This window comes from Albidovulum sediminicola, assembly GCF_025751575.1.
Taxonomy (GTDB): Bacteria; Pseudomonadota; Alphaproteobacteria; order Rhodobacterales; family Rhodobacteraceae; genus Albidovulum; species Albidovulum sediminicola.
Genome location: NZ_JAOWLA010000006.1, coordinates 124,918 through 151,281, shown reverse-complemented (window position 1 = coordinate 151,281; position 26,364 = coordinate 124,918). Strand labels below are relative to the sequence as shown.

Below are 26,364 nucleotides of genomic sequence, written 5' to 3'. Positions count from 1 at the left end.
GTCCCAAGGGCAACTTCGGCGAAAACCCGCCGACGAATTGTCACAAATTGCTCATCATGCCGTTCACATGGACCTAGAATCACACCTTGAATGCGTCCTTCGCTTGAGGCGGCGAAAAACTGCCGACCTCTGGACGATGTTGAAAAGAAAAGGGGTGAGGCATGAAGATCGGCATATTTGCAATCGCGGCAATCTGTGCGGCAACCGGCGCTTGGGCCGGAGGCATGGGTGAGACCGCCGAAGAGCCGGCGACCTTTGCGCCGGTCGCAGACTACGATTGGTCGGGCGCCTACGTGGGCCTAGGAATCGGGATCGCTGATGGGTCGGTCACCTGGGAGGCGACGGGCATAGGCTCCGGTAGCAAATCCGGGTTCGACGGAACAACCTTCTCGGTGCGTGCGGGCCGCGACTGGCAGCGCGGCAACTTGGTGTTCGGCGCCCTGCTCGAAGGGGTTTCGGGGACCGTTTCGGCCGTCGATGACGTGAACACCGTGTTCTTCTGCGGGAGCGCAGGGGGCTGCACCACAGAGATTGAAGACTATTACTCGGTCCGCGCGCGGGTGGGCCGCGCCGTGGGCCAGACCCTAATTTTCGGGACGGTGGGGCTCGCGTCGGCGCAAGTCACGGGCTCCACCCCGGCCTTCGGCATCCATGGCGAGGACCGGCTGAACGGATGGGCCTACGGTCTCGGCGTTGAACATGCGGTACGCGACAACCTGACGGTTTCCGCCGAATATGTGCTCAACGATCTTGGCACGCTGGACCTTCCGTTCGCTTGTGGCCCGTGCCATACCGAAGTCAAGTTCGGCACGCTGCAACTCGGGGCCAACTATCGCTGGTAAGCCGCCAACCAGAGCGTGAGATCTTTGTGCCACCCCCGGAAGTCCGGGGGTGTTTTTTTGGCCCCCTCAAGCAGCCTCGTCGACAACAAGAGACTTTGCGCATTGCGACGCTGGCGCGAGGGGCGCGGTGCCGCTATCACGGAATAAAAGTCGCTCTAATGGCGCACCATGTCGAAAACCGTCATCGCCTGTCGCAAGAGGCGGCGTATTGAGGGGCCAGCAATCGAGGATTCGAAATGGCAGAGGTCACCATCGTCTACTGGCGCGACATCCCGGCCCAGATCATCGTGGGCAAGGGGCGGCGCGGCGTGAAAAAGCCTTTGCCGGAACGGTTCGAGCAGGCCATCGACCGCTGCGCCATGAAGATCGGCGCGCGTGACACCGACGCCTACCTGGCCGAGTGGCGCAAGGCCGCCCCGGTCCAGATCGAGGGCGAGGACGAAACCGTCGCGACCGCGGAACTTGCCCGGATCGAGGCTGAATACGACAATGAGCGCATCAAGGCGCTGATCGCGAACGACGGCTGGGCCTGAGTGCCCCGCCAGAACCTTTGGAGAGCCGCCATGGCACTTTTGAACTTCCGCCGCAAGGAAACCCCCGCCCCCGCCGGGTCCGCCGAGGCGACAGAGGCCTTCCTGGCCGGCTACTCGATCGAGGTGATGCCGCGCACCGCCGAGAAGGTCGAGGATTTCCGTGAAATCCTGCCAAAGGGCACCCGCGTCTACATCGCCCATATCGAGGGCACGCCGATCGAGGACATGGTCGCGACGGCGAAGCGGCTGAACGCCGAGGGCTTCCCGGTGATGCCGCACTTCCCCGCGCGCATCATCAAGGACAAGGCGACGCTGGCCAACTGGATCGAGCGCTACAAGGCCGAGGCGGACGTAAAGCAGGCGCTGCTGCTCGGCGGCGGCATCTCCACCCCGCATGGCGACTTCGACAACTCCATGCAGTTGATCGAAACCGGCCTCTTTGACGGGTTCGAGCGGCTGCACGTCGCGGGCCACCCCGAGGGCAACAAGGACATCGACCCCGACGGGTCGGACAAGAACGTCATGGCCGCGCTCAAGTGGAAGCAGGCGTTCAAGGAGCGTAGCGACGCCAAGATGGCGATGGCCACGCAGTTCTGCTTCGAGGCGAAGCCCGTCATCGCCTGGGTCAACCGCCTGAACGCCGAAGGCGTCGACATTCCGGTCCATATCGGCGTGGCGGGCCCCGCGAAGCTTCAGACCATGATCAAGTTCGCGATCGCCTGCGGCGTGGGCCCCTCGCTGAAGGTCCTGCAAAAGCGCGCGATGGACGTGACGAAACTGCTTCTGCCCTACGAACCGAACGAGTTCGTGGCCGAGCTGGCCGCCCACAAGGCCGCCAACCCCTCCTTCGGCATTGAATCCGTCCACTTCTTCCCGCTGGGCGGGATCAAGACCAACGCAACCTGGGCCATCGAGCATGGCGGCAAGTCCGCCGTCCCGGCCGCGAAAAGCTAAGAGATAAGGTGAACCATGACCCGTACCGTCGTTGAATCGAAAACGAAAACCGTCGTCATCGGCTTTGACGAGCCGTTCTGCGTGATCGGCGAGCGCATCAACCCCACGGGGCGCAAGAAGCTGGCCGCCGAGCTTGAGGCGGGCGATTTCTCGACCGTCGAAAAGGACGCGCTGGAGCAGGTGGCCTGCGGGGCGATGGTGCTCGATGTCAACGCGGGCGTGGTCTACAACTCCAACCCGAACCCGAACGAAACCGAACCGCCGCTGATGACGAAGATGATCAACATCGTCCAGGGGCTGGTCGATGTGCCGCTTTGCATCGACAGTTCGGTTCCCGGCGCGCTGGAAGCCGGCCTCGCCGCCGCCGAAGGCCGCCCGCTCCTGAACTCGGTCACGGGCGAGGAAGAGCGTCTGGAGCTCGTTCTGCCGCTGGTCAAGAAGTACAACGTTCCTGTCGTCGCGATCTCCAACGACGACACCGGGATCTCCGAGGACCCGGACGTCCGCTTCGAGGTGGCGCGCAAGATCGTGCAGCGCGCCGCCGACTTCGGCATTCCGGCGCATGACATCGTCGTCGACCCCCTGGTCATGCCGGTCGGCGCGATGGCGACGGCGGGCCGTCAGGTCTTCACCCTGGTCAAGCGCCTGCGCGAGGAGCTGGGCTGCAACACGACCTGCGGCGCCTCCAACATCTCCTTCGGGCTGCCGAACCGTCACGGCATCAACGCCGCCTTCCTGCCGATGGCGATCGGCGCGGGCATGACCTCCGCGATCATGAACCCGGTCCGCTCGGTCGAGATGGAAGCGATCCGCGCCGCGAACTTCCTGATGAACCACGACGCCAACGGCGGTGAGTGGATCAAGTTCTCCCGCGTTCTGGACGCGGTCAAAGAGGGCAAGGACTTTGCCACCGCCTCGGCCGAGGTTGCCGCTGCTGGCCGTGGTGGCCGTGGCGGGCGCCGCGCGCGCGGCTAAGGCCCCAAGGCCATAACCTGAATGCGACGAATGCCCCGGGGAAACCCGGGGCATTTTTCATTGCCCCTGACGCGCCATTGCCTGGAGCGCCGCCAGCCGCGCGAGCGGCATGGCCGCGACATCGACCAGCGTGAAGACATGAAGCGTGTCGAGATCGCGGTCGATCACCGCCTCGGCCCCGACGCGCCCACCCATCGCCAGGTAGCTGCGCAAGAGCGGCGGCAGGCCCGCGCGCGCGACATCCGGATCAGCGGTGGAACCGCCCGTCAGCACGACGCGCTCCGCCGTCCTCGCGGCGACCTGCCAGGGGGCGGCCAGCAGGTAGCGCGCCGCCAGCAGCCTCAGGGCTGGCGCGTGGCGCGCCGGATCGGCGCCCGGGAAGGACGAGCAGCCGAAAAGGCGGGTGACGCCCCCTTCCCCCAAGGCGCGCGTCAGCGCGGCCCAAAGCAGGCGCAGCACGTCGGGGTCCTGCGTGGCAACAGGCGCCAGGCAAAGACGGCCAAGCTCCGCCATCGGGGACCTAATGCGGGTCATGGCGGGCACATCGTAGAACTGCGCGGAATAGCTGTCCGCGAAGGCCTCGCCCGAGGGCAGGAGGAGAACGCGGCAGCTTGCCAGGACCGGCCCACCGTCGCGCGGCGCGACCAGCAAGTGGCGGCAGCGGTCGTCCCATGCGTCACGGTCGTCGGCGCCGCCCCGGAACGCCTGCGCCCGCAGCGCCAGAACAGCCTCCAGATCCCCGGCAGAGGCGGCAAAACGCGCGACATAGCGCCCGCGCTCCAGTCCTGACATCGTGATCGCCTCCCGCTTGGCCGGGCGGGGCCAAGGCCCTACATTCGGTGCCAGAGTTTTCGCATAGATGACAGACCTGCGACAGGACCCCATGACAGCCAAGATCCAGAAATCCGACGATGAGTGGCGCGCCCAGCTTTCCGAGCTTGCCTATAAGGTCACGCGCAAGCACGGGACTGAACGCGCCTTCACCCATGACGACTTCCCCAAGGGCCCCGGCACGTTCCATTGCGTCTGCTGTGGCGCGCCCCTCTTCGACGCGGCGACCAAGTTCGACTCCGGCACCGGCTGGCCAAGCTTCTGGCAGCCCCTGACGGCTGAGGCGGTTGGCGAAAGCGAGGACCGCAGCTGGTTCATGCGCCGGACAGAGGTCCATTGCGCGGCCTGCGAGGCGCATCTGGGCCATGTCTTTCCCGACGGCCCTGCGCCCACCGGGCTGCGCTACTGCATCAACGGCGTGGCGCTGACCAAAGAGTCCGGCTGACGCCCCTACTGGGCGAACTGGTCGGCCGTGAAGTTGCCGATATTGCCCAGAAGCTGACGCAGGAAGCTCAGGCCCTTGATATTGCTGTCAGTCACGCGCCGCGACAGGGCGATTACCTGGCCGTCCTCCAGCGCGAAGCGCTCAACGTTCTCGACAACGCCGTCTTGGTCGAAGCTGATGGCGACGACCTGACGCTCGACCTCCTCTGGCGCTTTCCAGGCGAAATGCTTGAAGCGGCTGCCGACGTAGTACCAGCCCGATTCCGCCAGCACCCCGATCGAGGAGGGCCGTCCGACGGCGGTTGCCACGTCCTGCTTGGTCGATTCGCCGACGACGACCTTTTCCAGGTCCGCGTCCGCCGGCGCGTAGCCGTGATTGCGGTAGACGGTCGTGCATGCGGTCAAAGCCAGGAGCGCAAGCCCCATCGCGACCAGACGAACCGCTTTCGCCACCTTGATCATGCAGCCCTCTTGCCTCGCCGCCTCTTGCCTTCTATCCGGCTTATAGCATGCGGCAGGGGCCCTTCAAGGCAGCAATCCCTTCCGCGCCCCGAACCCGGAGGTCGTCACCGTGACAGAAACCCCGTCCTTTTCCCACCCCCTGCGTCCGGCGGAGCTTGCCGGACGCAAGCCTACGCGCTTTCGCCTCACGCCCGACGCGGGCGCGCGCGACCGGATCGCGGCGGCGCTTGGCCTGTCGGCCCTGCCCGAGCTTGCCTTCATCGGCGAACTTGCCCCGCAGGGCCGCCGGGACTGGCTGCTGACGGCCAAGCTGACGGCCAGGGTGGTCCAGCCCTGCATCATCACGCTCGCGCCCGTGACGACGAAGATCAATGAGGCCGTGACGCGCCGCTACCTGGCCGACATGCCCGAGCCCGAGGGCGAGGAGGTCGAGATGCCGGAGGACGACAGCGTCGAGCCCCTGCCCGCGGTCATCGACCTGGGCACGGTCCTGACCGAGGCGCTGGCGCTTTCGCTGCCGCTCTACCCCCGCGCGGAGGGGGCCGAGCTGGGCTCCGCCCAGTTCGCCGAGCCGGGCGCCGAACCCCTGACGGAAGAGACCAGACGGCCCTTTGCGGGGCTTGCGGACCTGATGAAAAAAGGTCAGAAGGACGCCTGAGAAAGGGACGCGGCCGCAGCGCTTCTGGCGCTGGCGGAACTTGTGGAAAAAGGCCAAGAAAACACTTGCGCCCGCCCGCAAACGCAGTATGTTCCCGGCCTCGCTTGAATATGGGTTCTCACCCGGTCGCAGTCCGGCAACCAGTGACGAAAACCCAAGGAAATCCGGGGCTTGCCCCCTAATAACCCGAGGTTGAGACATGGCTGTCCCTCAGAACCGAGTCACGCGGTCCCGCCGCAACATGCGCCGCGCCCACGATGCACTGGTCGCTGCGAATCCCAATGAATGCCCGAACTGCGGCGAACTCAAGCGCCCGCACCACGTGTGCGGCGCCTGCGGCCACTACGATGGTCGTGAGGTCGTTGCGCAGGCTGCCGAGGTCGATCTGGACGAAGACGCGGCGTAAGCTGCGTCCCGTCGGCTTGCGGCATGTCATCAGAGCTCGACCCGGCTTTTGAGACCGTGCCGCAGGCACCTGCGCGGCGAATCGTGATATCCGTCGACGCCATGGGTGGCGACCGGGGACCGGCAGCGGTTGTTGCCGGTCTTGCGCTGTCTGCGGCGGAGCATCGGGATATCGACTTCCTGCTGCACGGTAATGAAGCCGAGCTTTCCGCTCTGGTCGCCCGGCGCCCCGAACTGAAGGGGCGTGTCCGCGTCGTTCACGCCGAGGGCGTCGTGCGGATGGAAGACAAGCCGAGCCAGGTCCTGCGGACGGGCTCGAACACCTCGATGTGGTCAACGATCGAATCCCTGCGCCAGGGCGATGCCATGGCGGCGGTCAGCTGCGGCAATACCGGCGCGCTGATGGCGGTGTCGATGATCCGGCTGCGCAAGCTGCCCGGCGTGAACCGACCGGCGATCGCCTGCCTCTGGCCCTCGCGCGGGCCGAAACCCTTCAATGTCATGCTGGACGTGGGTGCCGACATCAAGGCCGACGCCCCTGATCTTCTGCAGTACGCGCTGATGGGCGCATCCTATGCCCGCAACGGGCTTGGCTACGACCGGCCGCGCGTCGGGCTTCTGAACGTCGGCACCGAGGACCACAAGGGCCGGGCCGAACTGCGCCAGGCGCAGGAACTGATCGCCTCGGCGACCGAGACCGGGAACTTCGATTTCGTCGGCTTCGTCGAGGGCGGGGACCTGCCCTCGGCCAAGGTGGATGTGATCGTCACCGACGGCTTCACCGGCAACATCGCGCTGAAGACCGGCGAGGGCACCGCGAAACTGGTGGGCGAACTGCTGCGCGAGTCGCTGCGGGCGACGCTTCTGTCCAAGATCGGGGCGCTTTTCGCGATGGGGTCGCTCAAGCGGCTGCAACTGCGCATCGACCCCCGCCGCGTCAACGGCGGCGTCTTCCTGGGCCTGAACGGCACCGTGGTGAAATCGCATGGTTCCGCCGATTCCACCGGCGTCGCGGCGGCGATCACGCTGGCTTACAGGCTTGCCCGGTCGGGCTTCCAGGAGCGTCTGGCCCAGCGGGTTGCCTCTCTCGCGGAGGCGGCGCAGGATGCCGGTGAAGGCAATAACAAGAACGGGAACACCGAATGACGATCCGTGCCGTTGTGAAGGGCGTGGGGCACTACCTGCCCGAGCGCGTGGTGCCGAACAGCGAGTTCGAGGCCCGCGTCGACACGACGGACGAATGGATCCGCAGCCGCTCCGGTATCGAGCGGCGCCATTTCGCGGCCGAGGGCGAAACGACCTCGGAAATGGGTGCCAAGGCGGCACAGGCCGCGCTTGACGATGCGGGGCTGACGCCCGGCCAGATTGACGCGCTGATCGTCGCGACATCGACCCCGGACCTGACCTTCCCCTCCGCGGCCTCGATGGTCCAGGACAAGATCGGCATGCGTCAGGGCTTTGCCTTCGACGTGCAGGCGGTCTGCGCCGGTTTCGTCTATGCGCTTGCCAATGCCAACGCGCTGATCCTGTCGGGGCAGGCCAAGCGCGTCATCGTCATCGGCGCCGAAACCTTCAGCCGCATCCTCGACTGGGAGGACCGGGCAACCTGCGTGCTGTTCGGCGACGGCGCGGGGGCGCTGGTGCTTGAGGCTGCCGAAGGCACCGGGACCACCGCGGATCGTGGCATCCTCGCGACTGATCTGAACAGCGACGGATCCTACCGAGACCTTCTTTACGTCGACGGCGGCGTATCGACCACCGGCACCTCCGGCCGGCTTCGCATGCAGGGCAACCAGGTCTTCCGCCATGCGGTGGAAAAGCTGGCCGCGACGGCCCATGCCGCGCTGGAAAAGGTTGGGCTGAGCGGCGAGGACGTGGACTGGATCGTTCCGCACCAGGCGAACCTGCGCATCATCACCGCGACCGCGCAGCGCATGCAGGTCCCGATGGACCGCGTGGTCGTCACCGTGCAGGATCACGGCAACACCTCGGCGGCATCGATTCCCCTCGCGCTGTCGGTCGGAAAGGCGCGCGGGCAGATCAAGGAAGGCGATCTGATCGTGACAGAGGCGATCGGGGGTGGCCTAGCCTGGGGTTCTGTCGTCGTCAGGTGGTAAAAACCCGCCTGAATTGGTCACGTCAAGCCATTGATATTGACTTGGGAATGCCGAGCCCTCATCCTTTGGCGAAGGTAACCCGGGGGGACGTGATGAGCGACAAGACTCTGACGCGGATGGATCTGACGGAAGCGGTCTTCCAGGAAGTGGGCCTGTCGCGCAACGAATCGGCGCAACTCGTCGAGAGCGTCCTGCAGCACATGTCCGATGCGCTGGTCTCCGGAGAGTCGGTGAAGATCTCATCCTTCGGGACATTTTCCGTCCGGGACAAGGCCGCCCGCATCGGCCGCAACCCCAAGACCGGGGACGAGGTTCCGATCCACCCCCGCCGTGTGCTGACGTTCCGACCCTCGCATCTGATGAAAGATCGCGTCGCGGCCGGCAACAAGGCCTGAGGCCGCTGCCCATGCCGAAATCGGCCGAGGCGTTCCGCACGATCAGCGAGGTCGGAGAGGCGCTCGACACCCCCGCGCATGTGCTGCGATTCTGGGAAAGCCAGTTTGCGCAGATCAAGCCGATGAAGCGCGCGGGCGGGCGGCGGTATTACCGGCCACAGGACATCGCCCTTCTGGCGGGGATCAAGAAGCTCTTGCACGACGACGGTATCACCATCCGCGGGGTCAAGAAGATCCTGCGGGAGAACGGGGTGAAGTATGTCGCGGCGCTTGCCCCGGCGGCCGAGGGTTCGTCCGGGGCTGAAGCGAGCCAAACCCCTCCGTCTGCCGCCGTCACGTCAGCACCTGTTTCAGCCCCGGTTCCGCCGATAACAGCGCCTGCCCCTCCGGTGTCCGCGCCTGCGGCCCCTTCCCCGGTCGCCAGGCCCACCGCCGCGCCCCGCCCGGCGCCGCGTCCCTCGGCGGACGACAACCAGCCCTTCCTGCCCTTCGGCCTTGGGGACGCTTCCCCAGCGCCCGAAGCGCCGATGGAGGTCGACGTGCCGCCACAACCCGACACGCGGGACGGCACGGTTCACGCCTTTCCCTCGGGTGAGGCGGCGCAGGCCGTGCCGCTCGCGGTTCGAATCCGGGCCATGGACCCCGCCGCCGTGGCGCGGAATCGACCGATCCTGCGGCGGGTCCACGACCGGCTTCAGGCACTGGCGGAGCGTCGTCGCACCGCCGGAACCCCGCCCGAGGGATAATCCGCACAAGGACTTGTCCGCGATGCGTTTTGACGCTTGCCCCTGCCGTGCCAATCGTCCTATACACCGCCCCGTCGGGCCGTGGCGCAGCCTGGTTAGCGCGTCCGTCTGGGGGGCGGAAGGTCGTGAGTTCGAATCTCACCGGCCCGACCAACACCGAAACGCCCACCCCTTTGCAGGGGTGGGCGTTCGCACATGCGGGGGAAGGCCATGACCGTCAGCGGCGTCCTGGCAGACAGCGGCATCCGAAATCTGATCGACAAGGGCGCGATCACCGCCACCGTGCCCGTGGCCGAGGGCCAGATCCAGCCTGCTAGTCTCGACCTGCGCCTTGGCACCGTGGCCTACCGGGTCCGGGCCTCGTTCCTGGCCGGACAGGGCCACAGCGTCGCCGCGCGGATCGCCGAGTTCGAGATGCACCGCATCGACCTGACCAAGGGCGCCGTGCTGGAAAAGGGCTGCGTCTATGTCGTGCCGCTGCTGGAGTCGGTTCGCCTTCCGGCGGGCACCTCGGGGGCGGCCTCGGCCAAATCCTCGATCGGCCGGCTTGATCTTCTGACCCGCGTCATCACCGACAACGGCACGGAATTCGACCGCGTGCCCGATGGGTACACCGGCCCACTTTATGTCGAGATCTGCCCGCGCTCCTTCTCGGTCCTGGCGCGCACCGGGCAGATGCTGAGCCAGATCATCTTCCGCCAAGGCCAGACCCGGATCGACGATGCCGAGCTTGCCGCCATCCACGCGCGCACGCCCATCGTCTCTGGCCCGGCGGTGATTTCCGACGGGCTGGCCTTTTCCGTGGGCCTGCGGCCCGAATCCGGCGATTTGGTCGGCTACCGCGCCAAGCCCCATGCCGGGGTCATCGACCTTGACCGCGTGGGCCACTACGACCCCGCCGATTTCTGGGAAGAGGTGCGCACACGCGAAGGGCGCATCATCCTGGACCCCGGCGCCTTCTACATCCTCGTCAGCCGGGAGGCGATCGCGATCCCCCCCGACTGCGCTGCCGAAATGGCGCCATACCTCGCCATGGTCGGTGAATTCAGGGTCCATTACGCGGGCTTTTTCGATCCCGGCTTCGGCTACGATGCGGCCGGTGGCGCCGGGTCGCGGGGCGTTCTGGAAGTCCGCTGTCACGAGGCGCCCTTCGTCCTGGAACACGGTCAGGTCGTCGGACGGCTGATCTATGAGCGCATGGTCTCCGTGCCGGAGCGGCTTTACGGCGTGGACATCAAGTCCAACTACCAGGGCCAGGGGCTGAAGCTGTCCAAGCACTTCCGCGCGGGCTGACGGCCCCGGCCCGCCTAGTCCTCGAACATCTCGCTCTGCCCGCTCTGGTCCTCGCCCTCGTCGTCGCCCTGCCCCAGTCCCGGCATGGGGCGATTGTCGAGAAGCCCCGCCGCGCGCAGTTCCTTGAGCCCCGGCAAGTCGCGCGCGCTCTCCAGCCCGAAATGGTCCAGGAACGATTGGGTGACGACGAAGGTCACCGGACGCCCCGGCGTCATACGGCGGCGGCCGAAGCGGATCCACTCCAGCTCCAGCAACTGGTCGATCGTGCCGCGGCTGACGGCGACCCCACGGATCTCCTCGATCTCGGCCCGGGTGCAGGGCTGGTGATAGGCGATGATCGCCAAGGTCTCGATCGCGGCGCGCGACAGCTTGCGCGTCTCCACCACTTCCTTCTGCATCAGGAACCCGAGGTCGGGCGCGGTCCGGATCGCCCAGGCGTCGCCCACCTTGACCACACGCACCCCCCGCCCCTCATAGCGGCGGCGCAGATAGACCAGCGCCTCCGCCGGATCCGCGCCATGGGGCATCCGGGCCGCCATCTCGGCCACCGTCACGGGATCGGACGAGGCAAAAAGGATCGCCTCCACCATCCGTTCCTGTTCGGCGATGGGTGGGGCCTCGAACAGGCTCTTTTCGGGTTCTTGGACGTCGTCGGTCACTGCGGCTTCCGTCTGATCGCGATGGGGGCAAAGGTGTCGGACTGTCTTAGCTCGATATGCCCCTGCTTGGCGAGTTCGAGTGAGGCGGCGAAGGTCGCCGCGGTGGCCGAGCGCCGCCGTGCGGGGTCCGCCGACCAGCCGTCCGGAAGGTAGCTGACAAGGTCCGTCCAGTCGCCGGCGAAGCCGATGAGGCCCCGCATCCGGTCCAGAGCCTGCTCCATCGTGAAGACATGTTCACGATCGAAGGCATAGGGGCGGAACTCGTCATGGGTGCGGATGCGCGCATAGGCCTGCATCAGGTCCAGAAGCGTGGCGCTGTAGTGGATCTTGCGGCTGCGCTGGACATCCTCGGGCAGGCCGCGCGCGAAGAAGTCGCGCCCCTTCTGATCCCGCGCCATGAGCCGCGCGGCGCTTTCGCGCATCGCCTGAAGCCGTTCAAGCTGGAAGGCGAGATGGGCGGCCAGTTCCTCGCCCGAGGGACCGTCCTCAGTCGGATCGGGGGGCAGCAGGAGCCGCGATTTCAGAAAGGCGAGCCAGGCCGCCATCACCAGGTAGTCCGCCGCAAGCTCGATCCTGAGCTTCTTGGCCTTCTCCACGAAGACGAGGTATTGCTCGGCGAGTTGCAGGACCGAGATGCGCCGCAAATCGACCTTCTGCGTGCGCGAGAGCGTCAGCAACAGGTCAAGGGGGCCTTCGAAGCCATCGACGTCAACGATCAGCGCCTCGGCCTGAAGCCGGTCGCTGACGGACTGCGCGTCCTCTTCGAAAAGGCTCGGACCGGCCATGCGCTATCCCTTCAGAAGCGTCTCAAGTTCGGCTTCCAGAAGGGCGGTGTCAATGGGCTCGGGCCTTTCGCGCGCCGCCAGCGCGGTGGCGGCCCGGCGAAGCGCCTCATCGCTCATCCCCCCAGCGGCATCGACGGTTCCGGCCATCTCCTCAATCGTGCCGTTACAGTGAAGCACGATATCGCAGCCCGCAGTCATCGCCGCACGGGCGCGTTCGGCGGGCGTGCCCGAGAGCGCCTGCATGGTGATATCGTCGGTGAGCAAGAGCCCCTGAAAGCCGATCCGGCGGCGGATCAGGTCGATCATCACCGGCGACGCCGTGGCCGGGCGGTCGGGATCGATCGCCGTGAAGCGGATATGGGCAGTCATGCCGATCGGCAGGTCCGAAAGCGCCTTGAACGGCGCGAAATCGGTGCGCGTCAACTCCGCCTCGGGCGCGGTGACGGTGGGCAGTTCCAGATGGCTGTCGGCAACCGCGCGGCCATGGCCGGGAATGTGCTTGAGGACCGGCAACACGCCCCCCGCCAGAAGCCCGTTCGCCGCTGCCCGCGCCGCGCGCGTGACGGTGGCGGCGTCGCTCCCGAAGCAGCGATTGCGCAGGAAGGGATGCGTATCGGGCCCCGCGATATCAGCCGACGGCGCGCAGTTGGCGTCAATGCCCACCTTGTGAAGCTCGTCCGCGATCAGGCGGTAGCGCAGCCAGATCCCCCGTTCCATCACCTCGGGGGGCGAAGCCTCGACCTGGTCCAGTGGTGGCAGCCATTCGCGCCAATGCGGCGCGCGCAGGCGCTGGACCCGGCCGCCTTCCTGGTCGACCAGAACCGGCGCGTCGCGCCCGACGGCCTCGCGCAGCGCGTCGGTCAGGCGGCGCACCTGTTCGGGCGCCTCGATATTGCGGGCGAAAAGGATGAAGCCCAGGGGGTTCGCCTCACGCAGGAACGCGGCCTCCCCAGCGCCCAGCGCCGGCCCCTGGCATCCGAGGATCGTGGCCGAGGGGCGAGTGCCCTGCCCCCTTACTTTGTCTGCGTCGGCACGCATTGGGTGCTTTCCGCCAGCAGGACGGAGCAGAAGCGCCGGGCGTCCTCGATATCCTCGAACCCGGCCACCCGCAGCCGGACGAAGCTGTTGCCGCCGGACTGCGCCTGTTCGATCACGCGCTGCCGTGCCTCCATCAGGGCGCCGTAGCGGGCGACGATCCGATCCCATTCCAGGCGCGCCTCAGCCTCGGTGTCGAAGGAGCCAAGCTGGGCAAGGCTGGTGCCCACGGGCAGCGCGGCGGGGTTCACATCGACCGCGACGGGCGCGAGCGCCATCGCCACAGCGGCCGCGATGGCATCCGCGTCGGCGTCATACGCGTCAGCAGGCGCGGCGGCCGAGAAGACGCGCGCGGGACGTGCCACGGGACGCTGGGCCGCCAGTTTGTCGGCCCCGGGTTCCGGTGTTTCGGGTTCCAGAAGCGGCTCTGCCGCCCCATCGGGAAGCGGGTCGGCCAGAGGCACCTGCGCCAACGGCGGCGCCGCGATAACCTCGGTTTCCGGCGCGGCGGGTTCAGGCTCCGCCACCGGCGGAAGCGCGGGAAGAGAGGCGAGTTCGCCGCCCGCCAGATCCTCGGGCGCGAGGCCAGCCGTGCCCGGTGCCAGCGTCAACGTCTCCGCCGGCGGCGCGGCCACGCCATCCGCCGCAATCGCATTGACCGAAAGGCCAGTATGTTCGGCCAGTTCGCCGCCCGGATTGTCGGGCGCCACCCGTGCGGGCCCTTCCAAGGCCTTGATCACCGGAATGCCGGTCACGTCGCGCACAGCAAGCTTGTAGCCCCAGACGAGAAGCCCGGCGACCAAGGCGGCAGAGGTAAGCGCCCCCGCCATGCCGATGAATTTCTGCATCTTTTCCGCACGGTCGGGCGCATAAGCCCGCTCCGCCGGGAAATCGTCGAAATCGATATCCGCCATGCTCCGCCTCGCTTCGGGCGGCGGACCGCCCGGCTTGCCTGTCACGACCCGGGCGTGGCGCCTGTTGTCAGCGCATTTCTTCCGCGGGGGTCACGCCAAGGATACCAAGACCTGCGGAAATAACAACGCCCGCGGCCCGTGCCAGTGCGATTTTCGCCTGTGAAACGGGGGCATTGCCCTCTTGCACGAAGCGAAGGCTGGTATCCTCGTTGCCGCGGTTCCACAGCCCGTGGAGATCCGAGGCCAATTCGTAAAGGTAGAAGGCGACGCGATGCGGCTCATGCCCGCGCGCGGAGATCTCCACCAGGCGCGGCCATTCGGCGATCTTGCGGGCCAGCGACAGTTCGGCATCGTGCGCCAGATGGGCAAGGTCCGCGCCCGCCAGCGTCGCATCATCCGCCGCGATCCCAGCCTCGGCCGCCTTGCGGATGACCGAGCAGACGCGGGCATGGGCGTATTGGACGTAGAAGACCGGGTTGTCCTTCGACTGTTCCAGCACCTTGTCGAAGTCGAAATCCAGCGCCGCGTCGTTCTTGCGGGTGAGCATGACGAAGCGCGTGACATCCGGACCCGCCTGCTCGACCACGTCGCGCAGCGTCACGAAGGTGCCCGCGCGCTTCGACATCTTGAAGGGCTCGCCGTTCTTGTAGAGCTTGACGAGCTGGATCAGCTTGACCTCCAAGGGCACGCGCCCGTCCGACAGCGCCGAGACGACCGCCTTGAGGCGTTTCACATAGCCGCCGTGATCCGCGCCCAGGATGTCGATCAACTGGTCGTAGCCGCGCTTCACCTTGTCCCAGTGATAGGCGATGTCGGGGGCGAAATAGGTCCAGCTGCCATCCGATTTCTTCACCGGACGGTCCACGTCGTCGCCATGCGCGGTGGAGCGGAACAGCGTCTGTTCGCGCTCCTCCCAGTCCTCAGGCAGCTTGCCCTTGGGCGGCTCCAGCGTGCCCTCGTAGATCAGGCCCATGCCGCGCAGCGTCTCAATCGCCTCTTCGACCCGGCCCGAGGCGGTGATCGCGCGCTCGGAGGAGAAGACATCCATCCGGACGCCCAGAAGCGCCAGATCCTGGCGGATCATTTCCATCATCCGCTGGGTCGCGAATTCGCGCACGTCCGCCAGCCAGTCAGCTTCGGGCCTGTCCAGAAGCGAGGCGCCGTATTTCGCCTTCAGCGCCTCGCCGACCGGGATCAGGTAGTCGCCGGGGTACAGCCCCTCGCGGATCTCGGGGCTGAGGCCGTTGGCCTCGCGGTAGCGTTCATAGGCGGAGCGTGCCAGCACGTCGACCTGCGCGCCCGCGTCGTTGATGTAGTATTCGCGCGTCACCTCATGGCCCGCGAAATCCAGAAGTGCTGCCAGCGCATCGCCGAAGACCGCGCCGCGGGTATGGCCCACATGCATCGGCCCGGTGGGGTTGGCGGAGACGAACTCCACGTTCACCTTCACGCCGCGCCCCATGTCGGACCGGCCGAAGTCCCTGCCCTGCCCGAGGGCTGCCGCCACCACACCGCGCCAGGCGTCAGGCGTCAGGCGCAGGTTCAGAAAGCCAGGGCCTGCGACCTCGGCGGTCACGATGCGCGGATCGGCGGAAAGTTTCGCGGCCAGCGCCTCGGCGATCGCGCGGGGCTGCTGTCCGGCGGGCTTGGCCAGCACCATCGCGGCGTTGGTGGCCATGTCGCCATGGGCCGCATCGCGCGGCGGCTCGACCGCGACATTGGACATGTCGAGCCCGGCGGGCAGCGCGCCCTCGGCCTGCATTGCGGCAAGAGCGTCGAGCACCGCCGCGCGGATATCGGAGAAAAGGTTCATTTTTGTGTCCTTCGTTCGTTCGGGGGATGCCAGAGCCGACCGCCCGCGTCAATGGCGGGCGCGCGGCCTCAGGCCCCGGCCGTATCGAACAGGCGTTCGTGTTCCTGGATCGCGAAACGGTCGGTCATGCCCGCGACATAGTCGAGCACGACGCGCGCCAGTTCGGTTTCATCCCGCGCGGCGGCGACATCGGCGCGCCATTCGGCGGGCAGTAGCCCCGGCTCTTTCAGGAACAGCGGGAAAAGGTCCCGTACCATGGCCGTCACGCGCTGACGCTCGACCACCACGGACGGCGCGCGATACATGCGGGTGAAGAGGAACGACTTGATCGCCTTGAGGTTCTGGTAGAGCGGCTTTGAAAACCGGATGATCGGGCCGTCCATGTCGCGGATCTCTTGCGCGGATTGGGGCTGGCTCCCTTCTAGCCGGTTCTGCGCGACGGCGATGACGTCCTCCACCATCACGCCGAAGACGCGGCGCAACGCCTCATGCCGACGCCGCGTGGGGTCAAGGCCGGGGTGAAGGCGGTCGACCTCTTCGAAGGCGGGCCCCGTCACGGGAAGCTCCATCAGGTCATCCTCGCTGAAAAGCCCCGCGCGCAGCCCGTCATGCAGGTCATGATGGTTATAGGCCACGTCATCGGCCACCGCCGCCACCTGCGCCTCGGCCGAGGCGAAGGTGGACAGCTCCAGATCCCAGGCCGCGTTGCACTCGGCCAGCGCGTAGGGCATCTCCTCGCCCTCCGCGACGGCATGGGAACCGGAGGCGCGCGGCCCGATCACCGGCCCGTTGTGCTTGGCGATGCCCTCCAGCGTTTCCCAGGTCAGGTTCAGCCCGTCGAACCCTGCGTAGTGGCGTTCCAGCTTGGTCACGATCCGCAGCGCCTGGGCGTTGTGGTCGAAGCCGCCGTAGGGGGCCATCAACTCGTGCAGCGCGTCCTCTCCGGTATGGCCGAAGGGCGGATGGCCGAGGTCATGGGCCAGCGCCACGGCCTCGGCCAGTTCGACGTTGAGGCCGAGCGTGCCCGCGATGGTGCGCGCGACCTGGGCCACCTCGATCGTGTGGGTCAGGCGGGTGCGGTAATAGTCGCCCTCATGCTCCACGAAGACCTGGGTCTTGTGCTTGAGCCTGCGGAAGGCCGAGGAATGGATGATCCGGTCCCGGTCGCGCTGGAAGGGCGAGCGGAAGGTGGACATGCTTTCGGGATGAAGCCTGCCGCGGCTTTCGTCGGGGTGGCAGGCATAGGGTGCGAGCGTCATCTGGCCGTTCTTGTCGTTCCGTTGGCTTCTCATATATTGTGTGAGGATGGAAATGACACTGGTTTTCCCATGGACCTGAACCTGCCCCCGAAAGTGACCCCCCGCGCCTTCGCGCGGCTGGCGGAGATCAATGCCGATGCGGACGCGGAGAAGGCGCTGCGCGTCGCGGTCTCCGGCGGCGGGTGTTCCGGCTTCCAGTACGAGATCACGCTCGACGATCCCGCGCCCGATGACCTGGTGCTGGAGGGCGCCGGCCAGAAGGTTCTGGTCGATGCGGTGTCGCTGCCCTTCCTCGCCAATGCGACGATCGACTTTTCCGACGAACTGATCGGCGCGCGTTTCGTGGTCGAAAACCCGAACGCGACTTCTTCCTGCGGCTGCGGGACGAGCTTTTCCATCTAAGCAATGCCGCGCGCGCCGTTCCGGCGCGCAAGCCATCTGTCGCGCCCCCTGCGGCGCAGGGGCCGCTCCGGTGCCTCCGGCGGGGGTATTTGGGGCAATGAAGAAGGGGCCATGCTTGCCCTTGGCCGTGATCCCGGCGACAACGGGGGCGAGCGAGGGAGGCCAGCCATGAAGATCGCGACGTTCAACATCAATGGCGTCAAGGCGCGGATCGAGGCGCTGACGGCCTGGTTGGAGGCCGCGCGGCCGGACGTGGCCCTGTTGCAGGAGATCAAGTCCGTCGACGAAGGGTTTCCGCGCGAGGCCTTCGAGGACATGGGCTATTTCGTCGAAACCCACGGGCAGAAGGGCTTCAACGGCGTCGCGATCCTGTCGAGGCTGCCACTGGAGGATATCGAGCGTGGCCTGCCCGGCGATGACGAGGATGTTCAGGCGCGCTGGATCGAGGCGACGGTGGTGGGCAAGACCGCCGTGCGCGTGGTCGGGCTTTACCTGCCCAACGGCAATCCCGCGCCGGGCCCGAAGTTCGACTACAAGCTGGCCTGGATGGCGCGAATGAAGGCTCGGGTGGCCGAGATGCTGGTGGAAGAGATGCCGCTGGTCCTTGGCGGCGACTACAACGTGATCCCCCAGCCCGTCGATGCCGCGAAGCCGGAAGCCTGGGTGGAGGATGCGCTTTTCCGACCCGAGTCGCGCGCGGCCTTTCGGTCGATCTTGAACCTCGGCCTGACCGAGGCGATTCGGACCCGCGATCCGCGGCCCGGGGTCTATACCTTCTGGGACTACCAGGGCGGGGCCTGGCAAAAGAACAACGGCATCCGCATCGATCACATGTTGCTGAGCCCGCAGGCGGCGGACCTTCTGCGCGACGCGGGCATCGACAAGGCGGTGCGCGATGGCGACAAGCCCTCGGACCATGTTCCGGTCTGGATCGAGCTGGACGCCTGACGGAATGACCGCACCGGACACCTATTACGCGCGCACGGCCGCCGAGCGGCGGGTGCGGCCTTCGCTGACGGGGCGGGAGGAGGCCGAGGTCGCCATCGTTGGCGGCGGCTTCGCGGGTCTGACGACCGCGTTGGAACTGGCGCGCGCGGGCGTCCGCGTGGCGCTGGTGGAGGCGGAGGGCGTCGGCTTTGGCGCCTCGGGCAGGAACGGCGGGCTGGTCAGCCCGGCCTTTGCGGGGGGTGATGCGGCGATCCGGGCGCGCGTGGGGCCCGAGGCGGCCCGCGCGCTGCATCTGCTCTCGATCGAGGGGGTGGAGAGGCTGCGCGCGACGATCCGCGACCTGGGGATCGACAGCTCGGGGCTGGTTCCGGGGCTCTTGAGCCTGCGCCGCTTCGATCGGGCCGACGATCTGAAGGCGCATGTCGCGGAATTTGCCGACGACTACGGCTATCGCATCAGCTATCTGGACCGGGTGGCGCTGGCTGAGCATGTGACCAGCCCGCGCTATTTCCACGCCATCCACGATCCGAACGCCTTTCACATCCATCCGTTGAACACCCTGTGCGCAATCGCGGCGGAGGTGGAACGGCTGGGCGGACAGATCCATGAAGGCACCCCCGCGACGGGCGTCGGGCTGGACGGCCCGGTCAAGCGCATCGAAACGCCCGACGGACGCATCGAGGCGGCGCGCATCGTCTTCGCGACCGGGGGCTATACCGGTGGGCTGGTTCCGCGGCTCAAACGCGCGGTCCTGCCCATCGCCACCTACATGATGGCGACCGAGCCCGCACCGGACCTCATCGCCAGCGCGATCCGTACCCGCGCCTGCATGTATGACGACCGGCGTGCGGGCGATTACTACCGGCTCGTCGAGGGTGGACGGCGCTTGCTATGGGGAGGGCGGATCACGACGCGGGCGGCGGACCCCGCCGGGATCGCGCGCGAACTTCGGCGCGAGATGTTCACCGCCTACCCGCAGCTGGAGGGATTGCGGACAGAGATCGCCTGGTCCGGCCTCATGGGATATGCGCGCCACCTGATGCCGCAAGTCGGAGAACTGGCACCCGGCGTCTGGCACATAAGCGCCTTCGGCGGCCACGGGCTCAACACCACGGCGATCGCGGGCAAGGTCCTGGCCGAGGCGATGCTGGGCGAAAGCGACCGTATCCGCCTGTTCGCCCCTTTCGGGTTGGACTGGGCCGGGGGGCCGCTGGGGCTGGTGGCGGCGCAGCTGACCTACTGGAAGCTGCGCGCGCAGGATTGGTGGCGCGAGCGCGGTTGAGTCTCTCAGGCCGTCACATCGTGGCTGTAAAGCCAGTCGAAGCGGTTCAGCATCGTCGCGGGGGCGAAGCGGTTGAGAAGCTTCAGCCCGGCATGGGCAAGGTCGCGGCGCACCCCTGATAGGTGATAGTTCGTTGCATTCGCGTTCGCGGCCGCCACGATGCGGCGCGCGCGCGCCTGGCGCGCGGCCTGGTAGGCGGCCAGCCCCTCCTCGGGCGAAGCGGCGTCAGAGAGCGTCGAGGCAAGGACCCACGCATCCTCCAGCGCCATGTTGGCCCCCTGGGCGAGGAACGGCAGCGTCGGATGGGCCGCATCGCCCAGGATCGCGGCGCCATGCCCGTACCAGCGCTCCGCGACCGGGTGGCGGAACAGTCCCCAGAGGTTCGGGCGCTCGATCCGGTCGAGCCAACCGCGCACCTCGGGCACGAAATCCTCGAAGGCGATGCGCAGCGCCAGCGGGTCGTCGGTCAGCGACCAGCTTTCCTCGGCCCAGCGGCGGCGTTCCTCCACCGCGACGATGTTGCGCTGGCGGCCGCCGCGCAGGGGATAGCTGACGACATGGCGCCCCTCGCCCATGAAGACCTGCGCGACCGGGCGAATGCCGGGCTCGGCCGACAGCGTCGCGCGCCACGCGACCTGATGGGTGAAGAAGGGCGCGACCTTGCCGCAGAGCGCCTCCCGCACCTTGGAATGGAGGCCGTCCGCGCCGATCAGCAGATCGACCTCGACCTCGGCGCCCTGCGCGGTGCGCAGGCGCGGGCGGCCCTGCCCCAGGGTCACGCCCTCGATCTTCTGGAGCAGCCTGATCTCCACGCCCGCCGCGCGCGCGCCTTCGGCCAGAAGGGTGACAAGGTCCGCGCGGTGGAAGAAGCGGAAAGGCTGCGCCGGGCGTTGCTTCAGCAGGTCGAGCTTCAGCACCTGCCCCCCCGTTTCGCCGTCGATCAGTTCGACCGCCTCGGCACGCGTTCCCTCGCGCTCGGCCTCGGCCTCAAGGCCAAGTGCCGCCAGAATGCGGTGGCCGTTCGGCGTGATCTGAAGCCCGGCGCCGACCTCGCGAATCTCCGGCGCCTGTTCGAGGACCGTGACCTCCGCCCCCCTCAGCGCCAGCGCCCGCGCGACCGCCAGACCCGCGATCCCCGCGCCGATAACCGTGACCTGACTGCCCTTCACCACCACCTCCGAAAACGAAAGCGCCGGAGCCCTGCGACCCCGGCGCCGAATCTTCCGACCCCGCGAAAGGGTTCAGTCGTCGCGATGCACGCGCTCGCGCCGCTCGTGACGTTCCTGCGCCTCAAGCGTCATGGTCGCGATCGGGCGGGCATCGAGGCGCTTGAGCGAGATCTGCTCGCCCGTCATCTCGCAATAGCCGTATTCGCCGTTCTCGATGCGGCGCAGCGCGGAATCGATCTTGGCAACCAGCTTGCGCTGGCGGTCGCGGGTCCTGAGTTCCAGCGCCCGGTCGGTTTCCTCACTGGCGCGATCGGCGATGTCGGGCACGTTGCGCGCGCTGTCCTGAAGCCCTTCGAGCGTTTCCGCCGATTGCTCCAACAATTCGCTCTTCCAGGCGATCAGCTTGCGGCGGAAATATTCCAGCTGCCGATCGTTCATGAAGGGCTCGTCCTCGGCGGGACGATAGTCCTCGGGAAGAAAGGTTTCGGCCTTCATTTCTGCTCCCTTCCTGCCTCCGGACCCGTTCGTCATTTCTGCAATCGTCATCCGGTACATCCTCGGGCGCTCCCTTACCGCAACGCTGGGGGGATGTCACTAGCTGTCGCCCAGTCTTGCGGCAATTTGATGGCCCGCGTATCTCTGAAATCGGGCAGGCAGGTCAGAAGGAGGCAGCAGCCGATGAAATTCAACGGCACGGCGGACTACGTCGCAACCGAGGATCTGACCGTTGCGGTCAATGCCGCGGTCACGCTTGAACGGCCGCTCCTCGTGAAGGGGGAGCCCGGCACCGGCAAGACCGAGCTTGCCCGGCAGGTCGCGATGAGCCTCGGCCTTCCGCTGGTGGAATGGCATGTGAAATCAACGACAAAGGCGCAACAGGGCCTTTACGAATATGACGCCGTCTCGCGCCTGCGCGACAGCCAGTTGGGCGACGAGCGCGTCCATGAGGTCAAGAACTACATCCGCAAGGGCAAGCTCTGGCAGGCCTTCGAGGCCGACACCAAGGTCGTCCTGCTGATCGACGAGATCGACAAGGCCGACATCGAGTTTCCCAACGACCTGCTCCAGGAACTCGACCGGATGGAGTTCCACGTCTACGAGACGGGTGAGACCATCCGCGCCCGCCAGCGGCCAGTGGTCATCATCACCTCGAACAACGAAAAGGAACTGCCCGACGCCTTCCTCCGGCGCTGCTTCTTCCACTACATCCGCTTCCCCGAGGCCGAGACGCTGCAGCGCATCGTCGCGGTACATTTCCCGAGGATCAAGGAAACCCTGCTGGCCGAGGCGCTGACGCAATTTTACGAGATTCGCGAAACGCCGGGGCTGAAGAAGAAGCCCTCCACGTCCGAGGTTCTGGACTGGCTCAAGCTGATCCTGGCGGAGGACCTGACGCCCGCCGATCTCAAGCGCGATCCGCGCCAGCTTCTGCCGAAGCTCCACGGGGCGCTCTTGAAAAATGAACAGGACGTCGCGCTGTTCGAGCGACTGGCCTTCATGGCACGGGCGGGCCGCTAGCCCGGACGGCCCTTTCACCAAGCCGTGGGTGGACAAGCTGCGGGGAATTGCGCACATCTGACGTTGCGCGGCACGCCGATGCCGCCGGAGGACTTCATGACGGACCCCCTGCCCCTTCCTGCCCGAAAGCCATCGGTTCTGCCGGAACCACGGCGCGTTCGGGCAAGGCGCGGCCACACGCCGGTGACCTGGGCGCCCACTTCCCCTGTCGGGGCCACGTCCCCCTGCACCAAGCACACCCGTCCCTGATGCGCCGCGCCCTCGTCTCCCTTGCCCTCATGTCGCTCCTGGTCGCCTGCGCGCCCGTGCCGCCCGCGCCGCCGTCCGCCGCACGGGCGCCGATCACCGACCTCCCCCCCATGCGCGTCTTCACCCAAAGCGCGCCGCAGCGCCCGATGCGCCCCAATGCGGAGATGGCACGAAACTTCCTCGACCTCGTCTTCCGCCTCGAAACCGGAGAGCGTCTGCCGGTCATGACCCGGTTCGAGGAGCCGGTGACCATCGCCCTCGCCGGCGCGGTCCCGCCGACGGTGGAGATGGACCTGGGCCGGCTCATGTCACGCCTGCGCAACGAGGCCGGGATCTCCATCCTGCGCACCGAAGGCGCGGCCGCCATCACGGTCGAGTTCCTGCCGCGCCGCACCATGCAGGCGCTGGTCCCCCAGGCAGCCTGCTTCGTTGAACCCGGCGTCTCCTCCTGGATGGAGTTCCGGGGCAAGGCGCGTTCGGTTCAGACCGACTGGTCGCGGCTGACCCGGCGCGACCGGGTCGCGATCTTCATCCCCAACGACACCGCCCCCCAGGAGGTCCGCGACTGTCTGCATGAGGAGATCGCGCAGGCGCTCGGCCCGCTCAACGACCTTTACGAACTGCCGGATTCGGTCTTCAACGACGACAATTTCCACACCGTCCTGACCGGCTTCGACATGCTCATGCTGCGCATCCACTACGCGCCGGAACTGTCCAATGGCATGACGCGCGAAGCGGTGGCCGCGCGGCTGCCCGCGATCTTCGCACGGATGAACCCGGCGGGCGAACGTCCGGCAGGGGCGCCCCTGCCACCCACGCCCCGGGCCTTCTCCAACGCCGTCGCGACCGCGCTTGGCCCCAAGGGCGCTGCAACCAAGCGGCGCAGCGCCGCCGCCCGCGCCGTCGCCATCGCGCGGGAAGGCGGCTGGCGCGACGAACGCACGGGTTTTGCGCTTTACGCCTTTGGGCGGCTGATCCAGGGGCGTGACGCGGGCGCGGCCCGCACGGCATTCCTGGGCGCCCGCGCGGCCTTCAGCGCCATCCCCGGCACCGACATCCAGCGCGCGCAGGCCGACCTGCCGCTGGCGACGTTCGAGCTGAGCCGGGGCAACACGGCCGAGGCCCTGGCGCTCGTCCGCGCGGCCATGCCCGCCGCCCGCCGGGCCGAGAACGCCGCCCTTCTGGCGGAACTCCTGCGCACCGAGTCCGCCGCCTACCGCGTGATGGGGCTAGCCGAAAAAGCGGCGGCCATCCGGCTCGACAGCCTTGGCTGGGCGCGCTATGGCTTCGGCTCGGCCGAGGAGATCGCGAACTTCGACGCGAGCTTCCGCACGATCGAACGCATGGCAAGGGGAACTGGAAAATGATCATCGCCGCGGGCTTCGTACTGGGGGCGCTGCTGGGGTGGATGGCCGCCCGCAAGCGACAGGGAAACCGCTTTGACAAGGTGCAATATACCCTTGTCTACGCTATCATTTTCACGATTCTCGCTCTCTTCGTCACGCTCTTCATCGACCGCATGACCTGATCCCATGTTCCTGCCGTTCTTCGAAACCCTGCGCAAGACCGGCATCCCCGTCTCTCTGCGCGAATACCTGGGATTTCTGGAAGGGCTGGCGGCGGGCCTCGCGACCTATGAGGTCGAGACCTTCTACTATCTCGCCCGCACCGCGATGGTGAAGGACGAACGCCACCTCGACCGCTTCGACCGCGCCTTCGCCGAGGCTTTCAAGGGGGTTGAGGCGCTCACCCCCGAACAGGTTCTGGAGGCCCTGGACCTGCCCGCGGAGTGGCTGGAAAAGCTCTTGGAGCGCACCCTGACGCCTGAGGAAAAAGCCCAGATCGAAGCTTTAGGAGGCTTCGACAAGCTTATGGAAACCCTCAAGAAACGGCTTGAGGAGCAGAAGGGACGCCACCAGGGCGGATCGAAGTGGATTGGCACCGCCGGCACCTCGCCCTTCGGGGCCTATGGCTACAACCCCGAAGGCGTGCGCATCGGCCAGAAGGAAAGTCGCCACCAGCGCGCCGTCAAGGTCTGGGACAAGCGGGAGTTCCGCAACCTCGACGACACGGTGGAGTTGGGAACGCGCAACATCAAGGTCGCGCTGAAGCGCCTGCGCCGCTGGGCGCGCACCGGCGCGGCAGAGGAACTGGACCTGCCCGGCACGATCCGCGCGACCGCCGAACACGGCTACCTGGATGTTCAGACCCGGCCCGAACGGCACAACGCCGTCAAGGTGCTGCTGTTCCTCGACGTGGGCGGCTCCATGGACCCGCATATCCGGGTGGTGGAGGAGCTTTTCAGCGCCGCACGGGCGGAGTTCAAGCATCTGGAATACTACTACTTCCACAACTGCCTTTACGAGGGCGTCTGGCGCGACAACCACCGCCGCTGGGACCAGCAGACCCCGACATGGGAGGTGCTGCGGACCTATGGGCCCGACTACAAGGCGATCTTTGTCGGCGACGCCTCCATGTCGCCCTATGAGATCGCCCACCCCGGCGGGGCGAACGAGCACTGGAACAAGGAGGCCGGGCAGGTCTGGCTGGAACGCGCGCGCGGCCAGTGGCCCTCGAACGCCTGGCTGAACCCGCTGCCGGAGCGTTACTGGCCGCACACGCAATCGGTTGGCATGATCACCCGCATTTTCGAGGGCGCGATGTTCCCGCTCACGCTCGACGGGATCGGGCGGGCGATGAAGGCGCTGACATGAGGGCGCTTGCCCATCTCTGGCGCGAACACCGCCTGGCGCTTCTGGTCTTTGTCGGTGGCGCGGTGGTGGCGGTTCTTTTCGCGGTCCGGCTGGCGGTCTTCTCGCTTTACTGGGCGGACCCCGCGCATCGCCAGCAGGAACCCGACGGCTGGATGACACCGCGCTACATCGCTCGCAGCTGGCATGTCCCGCAGGAGGACCTGGCGCGGCACCTCGATCTCGCGCCCGGCGGCGACGCGCGGATGACGCTCGATGACATCGCCCGGGCGCGCGGCATCCCGCTTGAGACGCTTCTGGCCGATCTCGCGGCCTATCTCGCCACGCGGACCGGTGAATGAGCGACTGGCTTCTTTCGCTCCTGCCCGACTACGGGCTGTGGCTGCTGGCGGTCGGCACCTTTCTGTCCTGCCTGGCGGTTCCGGCCCCGGCCTCGCTCCTGATGCTGGCGGGCGGCGGATTTGCCGCCACTGGTGACTTCACGCTCTGGCAGGCGATGGCGGCGGCGCTTCTGGGCGCGGTGGCGGGCGATCAGACCGGCTTTGCGCTTGGCCGCTTCGGCGGCGCCCGCTTTGTGGCGCGGCTGGAACGCGGGCGCCGTCGTGCGGCGATGGTGGCACGGGGCCGCGAACTGCTGACCCGGGGCGGCCTGCCAGCGGTGTTCTTTTCGCGCTGGCTGGTCAGCCCTGCGGGGCCTTGGGTCAACCTGGCCGCCGGGGCGATGGGGCATGGCTGGGCCCGCTTCACCACGGCCGGCATTGCGGGCGAGCTGGTCTGGGTCGGCCTTTACACCGGCATGGGCCATGTCTTCGTCGGCAATCTGACTGCGGCAGAGGATCTGATCGGCTCCGCCCTCGGCCTCGTGGGCGGGGTCGCGGCGATGGTACTGGCGGGGCTTTGGCTGCGCGCGGCCCTGCGGCATCGCGGCTGACTTCCGTTTCTGCGCGCCCGCCCCCATATTGCAG

The 26,364-nt window shown here is 67.2% G+C and carries 31 protein-coding genes and 1 tRNA gene; 22 read left to right on the top strand and 10 right to left on the bottom strand.

Annotation, left to right across the window (positions count from 1 at the left end; genetic code table 11):
- Positions 1-161: 161 nt before the first annotated feature.
- The 4 genes from OE647_RS08305 (at position 162) to OE647_RS08290 (ending at position 3,304) form a co-directional block, all read left to right on the top strand.
- Positions 162-842 carry an outer membrane protein gene (locus tag OE647_RS08305; RefSeq protein WP_263721255.1) on the top strand — a complete coding sequence of 227 codons (681 nt, stop codon included), beginning with the start codon at positions 162-164 and terminating at the stop codon, positions 840-842.
- Between the two features lie 236 nt (positions 843-1,078).
- On the top strand, positions 1,079-1,375 hold the full coding sequence (locus OE647_RS08300) for a virulence factor (RefSeq protein ID WP_263721254.1): 297 nt from the start codon (positions 1,079-1,081) through the stop codon (positions 1,373-1,375).
- A gap of 30 nt (positions 1,376-1,405) precedes the next feature.
- Positions 1,406-2,329 carry a methylenetetrahydrofolate reductase gene (locus tag OE647_RS08295; RefSeq protein WP_263721253.1) on the top strand — a complete coding sequence of 308 codons (924 nt, stop codon included), beginning with the start codon at positions 1,406-1,408 and terminating at the stop codon, positions 2,327-2,329.
- Positions 2,330-2,344: 15 nt separating this feature from the next.
- Positions 2,345-3,304: a methyltetrahydrofolate cobalamin methyltransferase gene (locus tag OE647_RS08290; protein WP_263721252.1), complete on the top strand. Its 960-nt coding sequence runs from the start codon at positions 2,345-2,347 to the stop codon at positions 3,302-3,304.
- A gap of 57 nt (positions 3,305-3,361) precedes the next feature.
- Here OE647_RS08290 and OE647_RS08285 read toward each other — a convergent pair whose 3' ends face one another.
- Positions 3,362-4,096 (bottom strand): GNAT family N-acyltransferase, encoded by a 735-nt coding sequence (locus tag OE647_RS08285; RefSeq protein ID WP_263721251.1) that lies wholly within the window; start codon positions 4,094-4,096, stop codon positions 3,362-3,364.
- A 67-nt stretch (positions 4,097-4,163) separates the two neighbouring features.
- On the opposite strand from OE647_RS08285, the gene msrB reads away from it, so the two are divergent.
- Positions 4,164-4,580, top strand: a complete 417-nt coding sequence (gene msrB, locus OE647_RS08280; protein ID WP_263721250.1) for a peptide-methionine (R)-S-oxide reductase MsrB — start codon at positions 4,164-4,166, stop codon at positions 4,578-4,580.
- A gap of 5 nt (positions 4,581-4,585) precedes the next feature.
- On the opposite strand, the gene OE647_RS08275 is transcribed toward msrB, so the two are convergent.
- Positions 4,586-5,041 carry an outer membrane protein assembly factor BamE gene (locus tag OE647_RS08275; protein ID WP_263721249.1) on the bottom strand — a complete coding sequence of 152 codons (456 nt, stop codon included), beginning with the start codon at positions 5,039-5,041 and terminating at the stop codon, positions 4,586-4,588.
- A gap of 109 nt (positions 5,042-5,150) precedes the next feature.
- Here OE647_RS08275 and OE647_RS08270 point away from each other — a divergent pair, with 109 nt between their 5' ends.
- The 8 genes from OE647_RS08270 (at position 5,151) to OE647_RS08235 (ending at position 10,655) form a co-directional block, all read left to right on the top strand.
- Entirely contained in the window at positions 5,151-5,699 is a 549-nt protein-coding gene (locus tag OE647_RS08270) for a YceD family protein (RefSeq protein ID WP_263721248.1), read from the top strand.
- Between the two features lie 199 nt (positions 5,700-5,898).
- Positions 5,899-6,105, top strand: a complete 207-nt coding sequence (gene rpmF / locus OE647_RS08265) for a 50S ribosomal protein L32 (protein WP_263721246.1) — start codon at positions 5,899-5,901, stop codon at positions 6,103-6,105.
- A gap of 23 nt (positions 6,106-6,128) precedes the next feature.
- Positions 6,129-7,250, top strand: a complete 1,122-nt coding sequence (gene plsX, locus OE647_RS08260; RefSeq protein ID WP_263721245.1) for a phosphate acyltransferase PlsX — start codon at positions 6,129-6,131, stop codon at positions 7,248-7,250.
- Positions 7,247-8,221 (top strand): beta-ketoacyl-ACP synthase III, encoded by a 975-nt coding sequence (locus OE647_RS08255; protein WP_263721244.1) that lies wholly within the window; start codon positions 7,247-7,249, stop codon positions 8,219-8,221. Before plsX ends, OE647_RS08255 begins: the two co-directional genes overlap by 4 nt.
- A gap of 92 nt (positions 8,222-8,313) precedes the next feature.
- Positions 8,314-8,616 carry an integration host factor subunit alpha gene (gene ihfA / locus OE647_RS08250; RefSeq protein WP_263721243.1) on the top strand — a complete coding sequence of 101 codons (303 nt, stop codon included), beginning with the start codon at positions 8,314-8,316 and terminating at the stop codon, positions 8,614-8,616.
- Positions 8,617-8,627: 11 nt separating this feature from the next.
- Positions 8,628-9,362 carry a MerR family transcriptional regulator gene (locus OE647_RS08245; protein WP_263721242.1) on the top strand — a complete coding sequence of 245 codons (735 nt, stop codon included), beginning with the start codon at positions 8,628-8,630 and terminating at the stop codon, positions 9,360-9,362.
- Positions 9,363-9,437: 75 nt separating this feature from the next.
- Positions 9,438-9,515 (top strand) — tRNA-Pro (locus OE647_RS08240).
- Between the two features lie 57 nt (positions 9,516-9,572).
- On the top strand, positions 9,573-10,655 hold the full coding sequence (locus tag OE647_RS08235) for a 2'-deoxycytidine 5'-triphosphate deaminase (RefSeq protein WP_263721241.1): 1,083 nt from the start codon (positions 9,573-9,575) through the stop codon (positions 10,653-10,655).
- Positions 10,656-10,669: 14 nt separating this feature from the next.
- Here the strand turns inward: OE647_RS08235 and scpB are convergent, their stop codons facing one another.
- From scpB to OE647_RS08205, 6 genes are all read right to left on the bottom strand, one after another.
- Positions 10,670-11,245 (bottom strand): SMC-Scp complex subunit ScpB, encoded by a 576-nt coding sequence (scpB, locus tag OE647_RS08230; RefSeq protein WP_263721326.1) that lies wholly within the window; start codon positions 11,243-11,245, stop codon positions 10,670-10,672.
- 65 nt (positions 11,246-11,310) lie between these two features.
- Entirely contained in the window at positions 11,311-12,099 is a 789-nt protein-coding gene (locus OE647_RS08225; protein WP_263721240.1) for a segregation and condensation protein A, read from the bottom strand.
- Between the two features lie 3 nt (positions 12,100-12,102).
- Complete coding sequence (locus tag OE647_RS08220; protein WP_263721239.1) at positions 12,103-13,137, bottom strand: glycoside hydrolase family 3 N-terminal domain-containing protein; 1,035 nt, start codon at positions 13,135-13,137, stop codon at positions 12,103-12,105.
- The gene (locus OE647_RS08215; protein ID WP_263721238.1) at positions 13,113-14,048 is read right to left on the bottom strand and encodes an SPOR domain-containing protein; all 936 of its coding nucleotides are present in this window, start codon (positions 14,046-14,048) and stop codon (positions 13,113-13,115) included. Before OE647_RS08215 ends, OE647_RS08220 begins: the two co-directional genes overlap by 25 nt.
- 67 nt (positions 14,049-14,115) lie before the next feature.
- On the bottom strand, positions 14,116-15,861 hold the full coding sequence (argS, locus tag OE647_RS08210) for an arginine--tRNA ligase (protein ID WP_263721237.1): 1,746 nt from the start codon (positions 15,859-15,861) through the stop codon (positions 14,116-14,118).
- A gap of 68 nt (positions 15,862-15,929) precedes the next feature.
- Positions 15,930-17,120, bottom strand: a complete 1,191-nt coding sequence (locus tag OE647_RS08205) for a deoxyguanosinetriphosphate triphosphohydrolase (RefSeq protein WP_263721236.1) — start codon at positions 17,118-17,120, stop codon at positions 15,930-15,932.
- Between the two features lie 69 nt (positions 17,121-17,189).
- On the opposite strand from OE647_RS08205, the gene OE647_RS08200 reads away from it, so the two are divergent.
- The 3 genes from OE647_RS08200 (at position 17,190) to OE647_RS08190 (ending at position 19,752) form a co-directional block, all read left to right on the top strand.
- Positions 17,190-17,522 carry a HesB/IscA family protein gene (locus OE647_RS08200; RefSeq protein WP_263721235.1) on the top strand — a complete coding sequence of 111 codons (333 nt, stop codon included), beginning with the start codon at positions 17,190-17,192 and terminating at the stop codon, positions 17,520-17,522.
- 168 nt (positions 17,523-17,690) lie between these two features.
- Positions 17,691-18,470, top strand: a complete 780-nt coding sequence (gene xth, locus OE647_RS08195) for an exodeoxyribonuclease III (RefSeq protein WP_263721234.1) — start codon at positions 17,691-17,693, stop codon at positions 18,468-18,470.
- A gap of 4 nt (positions 18,471-18,474) precedes the next feature.
- Positions 18,475-19,752 (top strand): NAD(P)/FAD-dependent oxidoreductase, encoded by a 1,278-nt coding sequence (locus OE647_RS08190; protein WP_263721233.1) that lies wholly within the window; start codon positions 18,475-18,477, stop codon positions 19,750-19,752.
- Between the two features lie 5 nt (positions 19,753-19,757).
- Here OE647_RS08190 and OE647_RS08185 read toward each other — a convergent pair whose 3' ends face one another.
- Positions 19,758-20,927 (bottom strand): FAD-dependent oxidoreductase, encoded by a 1,170-nt coding sequence (locus OE647_RS08185; protein WP_263721231.1) that lies wholly within the window; start codon positions 20,925-20,927, stop codon positions 19,758-19,760.
- Positions 20,928-20,993: 66 nt separating this feature from the next.
- The gene (gene dksA / locus OE647_RS08180) at positions 20,994-21,416 is read right to left on the bottom strand and encodes an RNA polymerase-binding protein DksA (RefSeq protein ID WP_263721230.1); all 423 of its coding nucleotides are present in this window, start codon (positions 21,414-21,416) and stop codon (positions 20,994-20,996) included.
- 183 nt (positions 21,417-21,599) lie between these two features.
- Between dksA and OE647_RS08175 the strand changes: the two genes are divergently transcribed.
- From OE647_RS08175 to OE647_RS08150, 6 genes are all read left to right on the top strand, one after another.
- Positions 21,600-22,439 (top strand): AAA family ATPase, encoded by an 840-nt coding sequence (locus OE647_RS08175; RefSeq protein WP_263721229.1) that lies wholly within the window; start codon positions 21,600-21,602, stop codon positions 22,437-22,439.
- Positions 22,440-22,687: 248 nt separating this feature from the next.
- Positions 22,688-24,055 (top strand): DUF2927 domain-containing protein, encoded by a 1,368-nt coding sequence (locus tag OE647_RS08170; RefSeq protein ID WP_263721228.1) that lies wholly within the window; start codon positions 22,688-22,690, stop codon positions 24,053-24,055.
- Positions 24,052-24,216, top strand: coding sequence for a hypothetical protein (locus OE647_RS08165; RefSeq protein ID WP_263721227.1), 165 nt, complete (start codon positions 24,052-24,054; stop codon positions 24,214-24,216). The genes OE647_RS08170 and OE647_RS08165 overlap by 4 nt, the downstream gene beginning before the upstream one ends.
- A 4-nt stretch (positions 24,217-24,220) precedes the next feature.
- Positions 24,221-25,402 (top strand): vWA domain-containing protein, encoded by a 1,182-nt coding sequence (locus OE647_RS08160; RefSeq protein ID WP_263721226.1) that lies wholly within the window; start codon positions 24,221-24,223, stop codon positions 25,400-25,402.
- Complete coding sequence (locus OE647_RS08155; protein ID WP_263721225.1) at positions 25,399-25,740, top strand: hypothetical protein; 342 nt, start codon at positions 25,399-25,401, stop codon at positions 25,738-25,740. Before OE647_RS08160 ends, OE647_RS08155 begins: the two co-directional genes overlap by 4 nt.
- Positions 25,737-26,330 carry a DedA family protein gene (locus OE647_RS08150; protein ID WP_263721224.1) on the top strand — a complete coding sequence of 198 codons (594 nt, stop codon included), beginning with the start codon at positions 25,737-25,739 and terminating at the stop codon, positions 26,328-26,330. Before OE647_RS08155 ends, OE647_RS08150 begins: the two co-directional genes overlap by 4 nt.
- Positions 26,331-26,364 lie beyond the last annotated feature (34 nt).

Bases quoted from the DNA above. Each gene is read 5' to 3' on its own strand.
- OE647_RS08305 (WP_263721255.1), top strand. From the start codon at position 162: ATGAAGATCGGCATATTTGCAATCGCGGCAATCTGTGCGGCAACCGGC.
- OE647_RS08300 (WP_263721254.1), top strand. From the start codon at position 1,079: ATGGCAGAGGTCACCATCGTCTACTGGCGCGACATCCCGGCCCAGATC.
- OE647_RS08295 (WP_263721253.1), top strand. From the start codon at position 1,406: ATGGCACTTTTGAACTTCCGCCGCAAGGAAACCCCCGCCCCCGCCGGG.
- OE647_RS08290 (WP_263721252.1), top strand. From the start codon at position 2,345: ATGACCCGTACCGTCGTTGAATCGAAAACGAAAACCGTCGTCATCGGC.
- OE647_RS08285 (WP_263721251.1), bottom strand. From the start codon at position 4,096: ATGTCAGGACTGGAGCGCGGGCGCTATGTCGCGCGTTTTGCCGCCTCT.
- msrB (WP_263721250.1), top strand. From the start codon at position 4,164: ATGACAGACCTGCGACAGGACCCCATGACAGCCAAGATCCAGAAATCC.
- OE647_RS08275 (WP_263721249.1), bottom strand. From the start codon at position 5,041: ATGATCAAGGTGGCGAAAGCGGTTCGTCTGGTCGCGATGGGGCTTGCG.
- rpmF (WP_263721246.1), top strand. From the start codon at position 5,899: ATGGCTGTCCCTCAGAACCGAGTCACGCGGTCCCGCCGCAACATGCGC.
- plsX (WP_263721245.1), top strand. From the start codon at position 6,129: ATGTCATCAGAGCTCGACCCGGCTTTTGAGACCGTGCCGCAGGCACCT.
- OE647_RS08255 (WP_263721244.1), top strand. From the start codon at position 7,247: ATGACGATCCGTGCCGTTGTGAAGGGCGTGGGGCACTACCTGCCCGAG.
- ihfA (WP_263721243.1), top strand. From the start codon at position 8,314: ATGAGCGACAAGACTCTGACGCGGATGGATCTGACGGAAGCGGTCTTC.
- OE647_RS08245 (WP_263721242.1), top strand. From the start codon at position 8,628: ATGCCGAAATCGGCCGAGGCGTTCCGCACGATCAGCGAGGTCGGAGAG.
- OE647_RS08235 (WP_263721241.1), top strand. From the start codon at position 9,573: ATGACCGTCAGCGGCGTCCTGGCAGACAGCGGCATCCGAAATCTGATC.
- scpB (WP_263721326.1), bottom strand. From the start codon at position 11,245: ATGGTGGAGGCGATCCTTTTTGCCTCGTCCGATCCCGTGACGGTGGCC.
- OE647_RS08225 (WP_263721240.1), bottom strand. From the start codon at position 12,099: ATGGCCGGTCCGAGCCTTTTCGAAGAGGACGCGCAGTCCGTCAGCGAC.
- OE647_RS08220 (WP_263721239.1), bottom strand. From the start codon at position 13,137: ATGCGTGCCGACGCAGACAAAGTAAGGGGGCAGGGCACTCGCCCCTCG.
- OE647_RS08215 (WP_263721238.1), bottom strand. From the start codon at position 14,048: ATGGCGGATATCGATTTCGACGATTTCCCGGCGGAGCGGGCTTATGCG.
- argS (WP_263721237.1), bottom strand. From the start codon at position 15,861: ATGAACCTTTTCTCCGATATCCGCGCGGCGGTGCTCGACGCTCTTGCC.
- OE647_RS08205 (WP_263721236.1), bottom strand. From the start codon at position 17,120: ATGACGCTCGCACCCTATGCCTGCCACCCCGACGAAAGCCGCGGCAGG.
- OE647_RS08200 (WP_263721235.1), top strand. From the start codon at position 17,190: ATGGACCTGAACCTGCCCCCGAAAGTGACCCCCCGCGCCTTCGCGCGG.
- xth (WP_263721234.1), top strand. From the start codon at position 17,691: ATGAAGATCGCGACGTTCAACATCAATGGCGTCAAGGCGCGGATCGAG.
- OE647_RS08190 (WP_263721233.1), top strand. From the start codon at position 18,475: ATGACCGCACCGGACACCTATTACGCGCGCACGGCCGCCGAGCGGCGG.
- dksA (WP_263721230.1), bottom strand. From the start codon at position 21,416: ATGAAGGCCGAAACCTTTCTTCCCGAGGACTATCGTCCCGCCGAGGAC.
- OE647_RS08175 (WP_263721229.1), top strand. From the start codon at position 21,600: ATGAAATTCAACGGCACGGCGGACTACGTCGCAACCGAGGATCTGACC.
- OE647_RS08170 (WP_263721228.1), top strand. From the start codon at position 22,688: ATGCGCCGCGCCCTCGTCTCCCTTGCCCTCATGTCGCTCCTGGTCGCC.
- OE647_RS08165 (WP_263721227.1), top strand. From the start codon at position 24,052: ATGATCATCGCCGCGGGCTTCGTACTGGGGGCGCTGCTGGGGTGGATG.
- OE647_RS08160 (WP_263721226.1), top strand. From the start codon at position 24,221: ATGTTCCTGCCGTTCTTCGAAACCCTGCGCAAGACCGGCATCCCCGTC.
- OE647_RS08155 (WP_263721225.1), top strand. From the start codon at position 25,399: ATGAGGGCGCTTGCCCATCTCTGGCGCGAACACCGCCTGGCGCTTCTG.
- OE647_RS08150 (WP_263721224.1), top strand. From the start codon at position 25,737: ATGAGCGACTGGCTTCTTTCGCTCCTGCCCGACTACGGGCTGTGGCTG.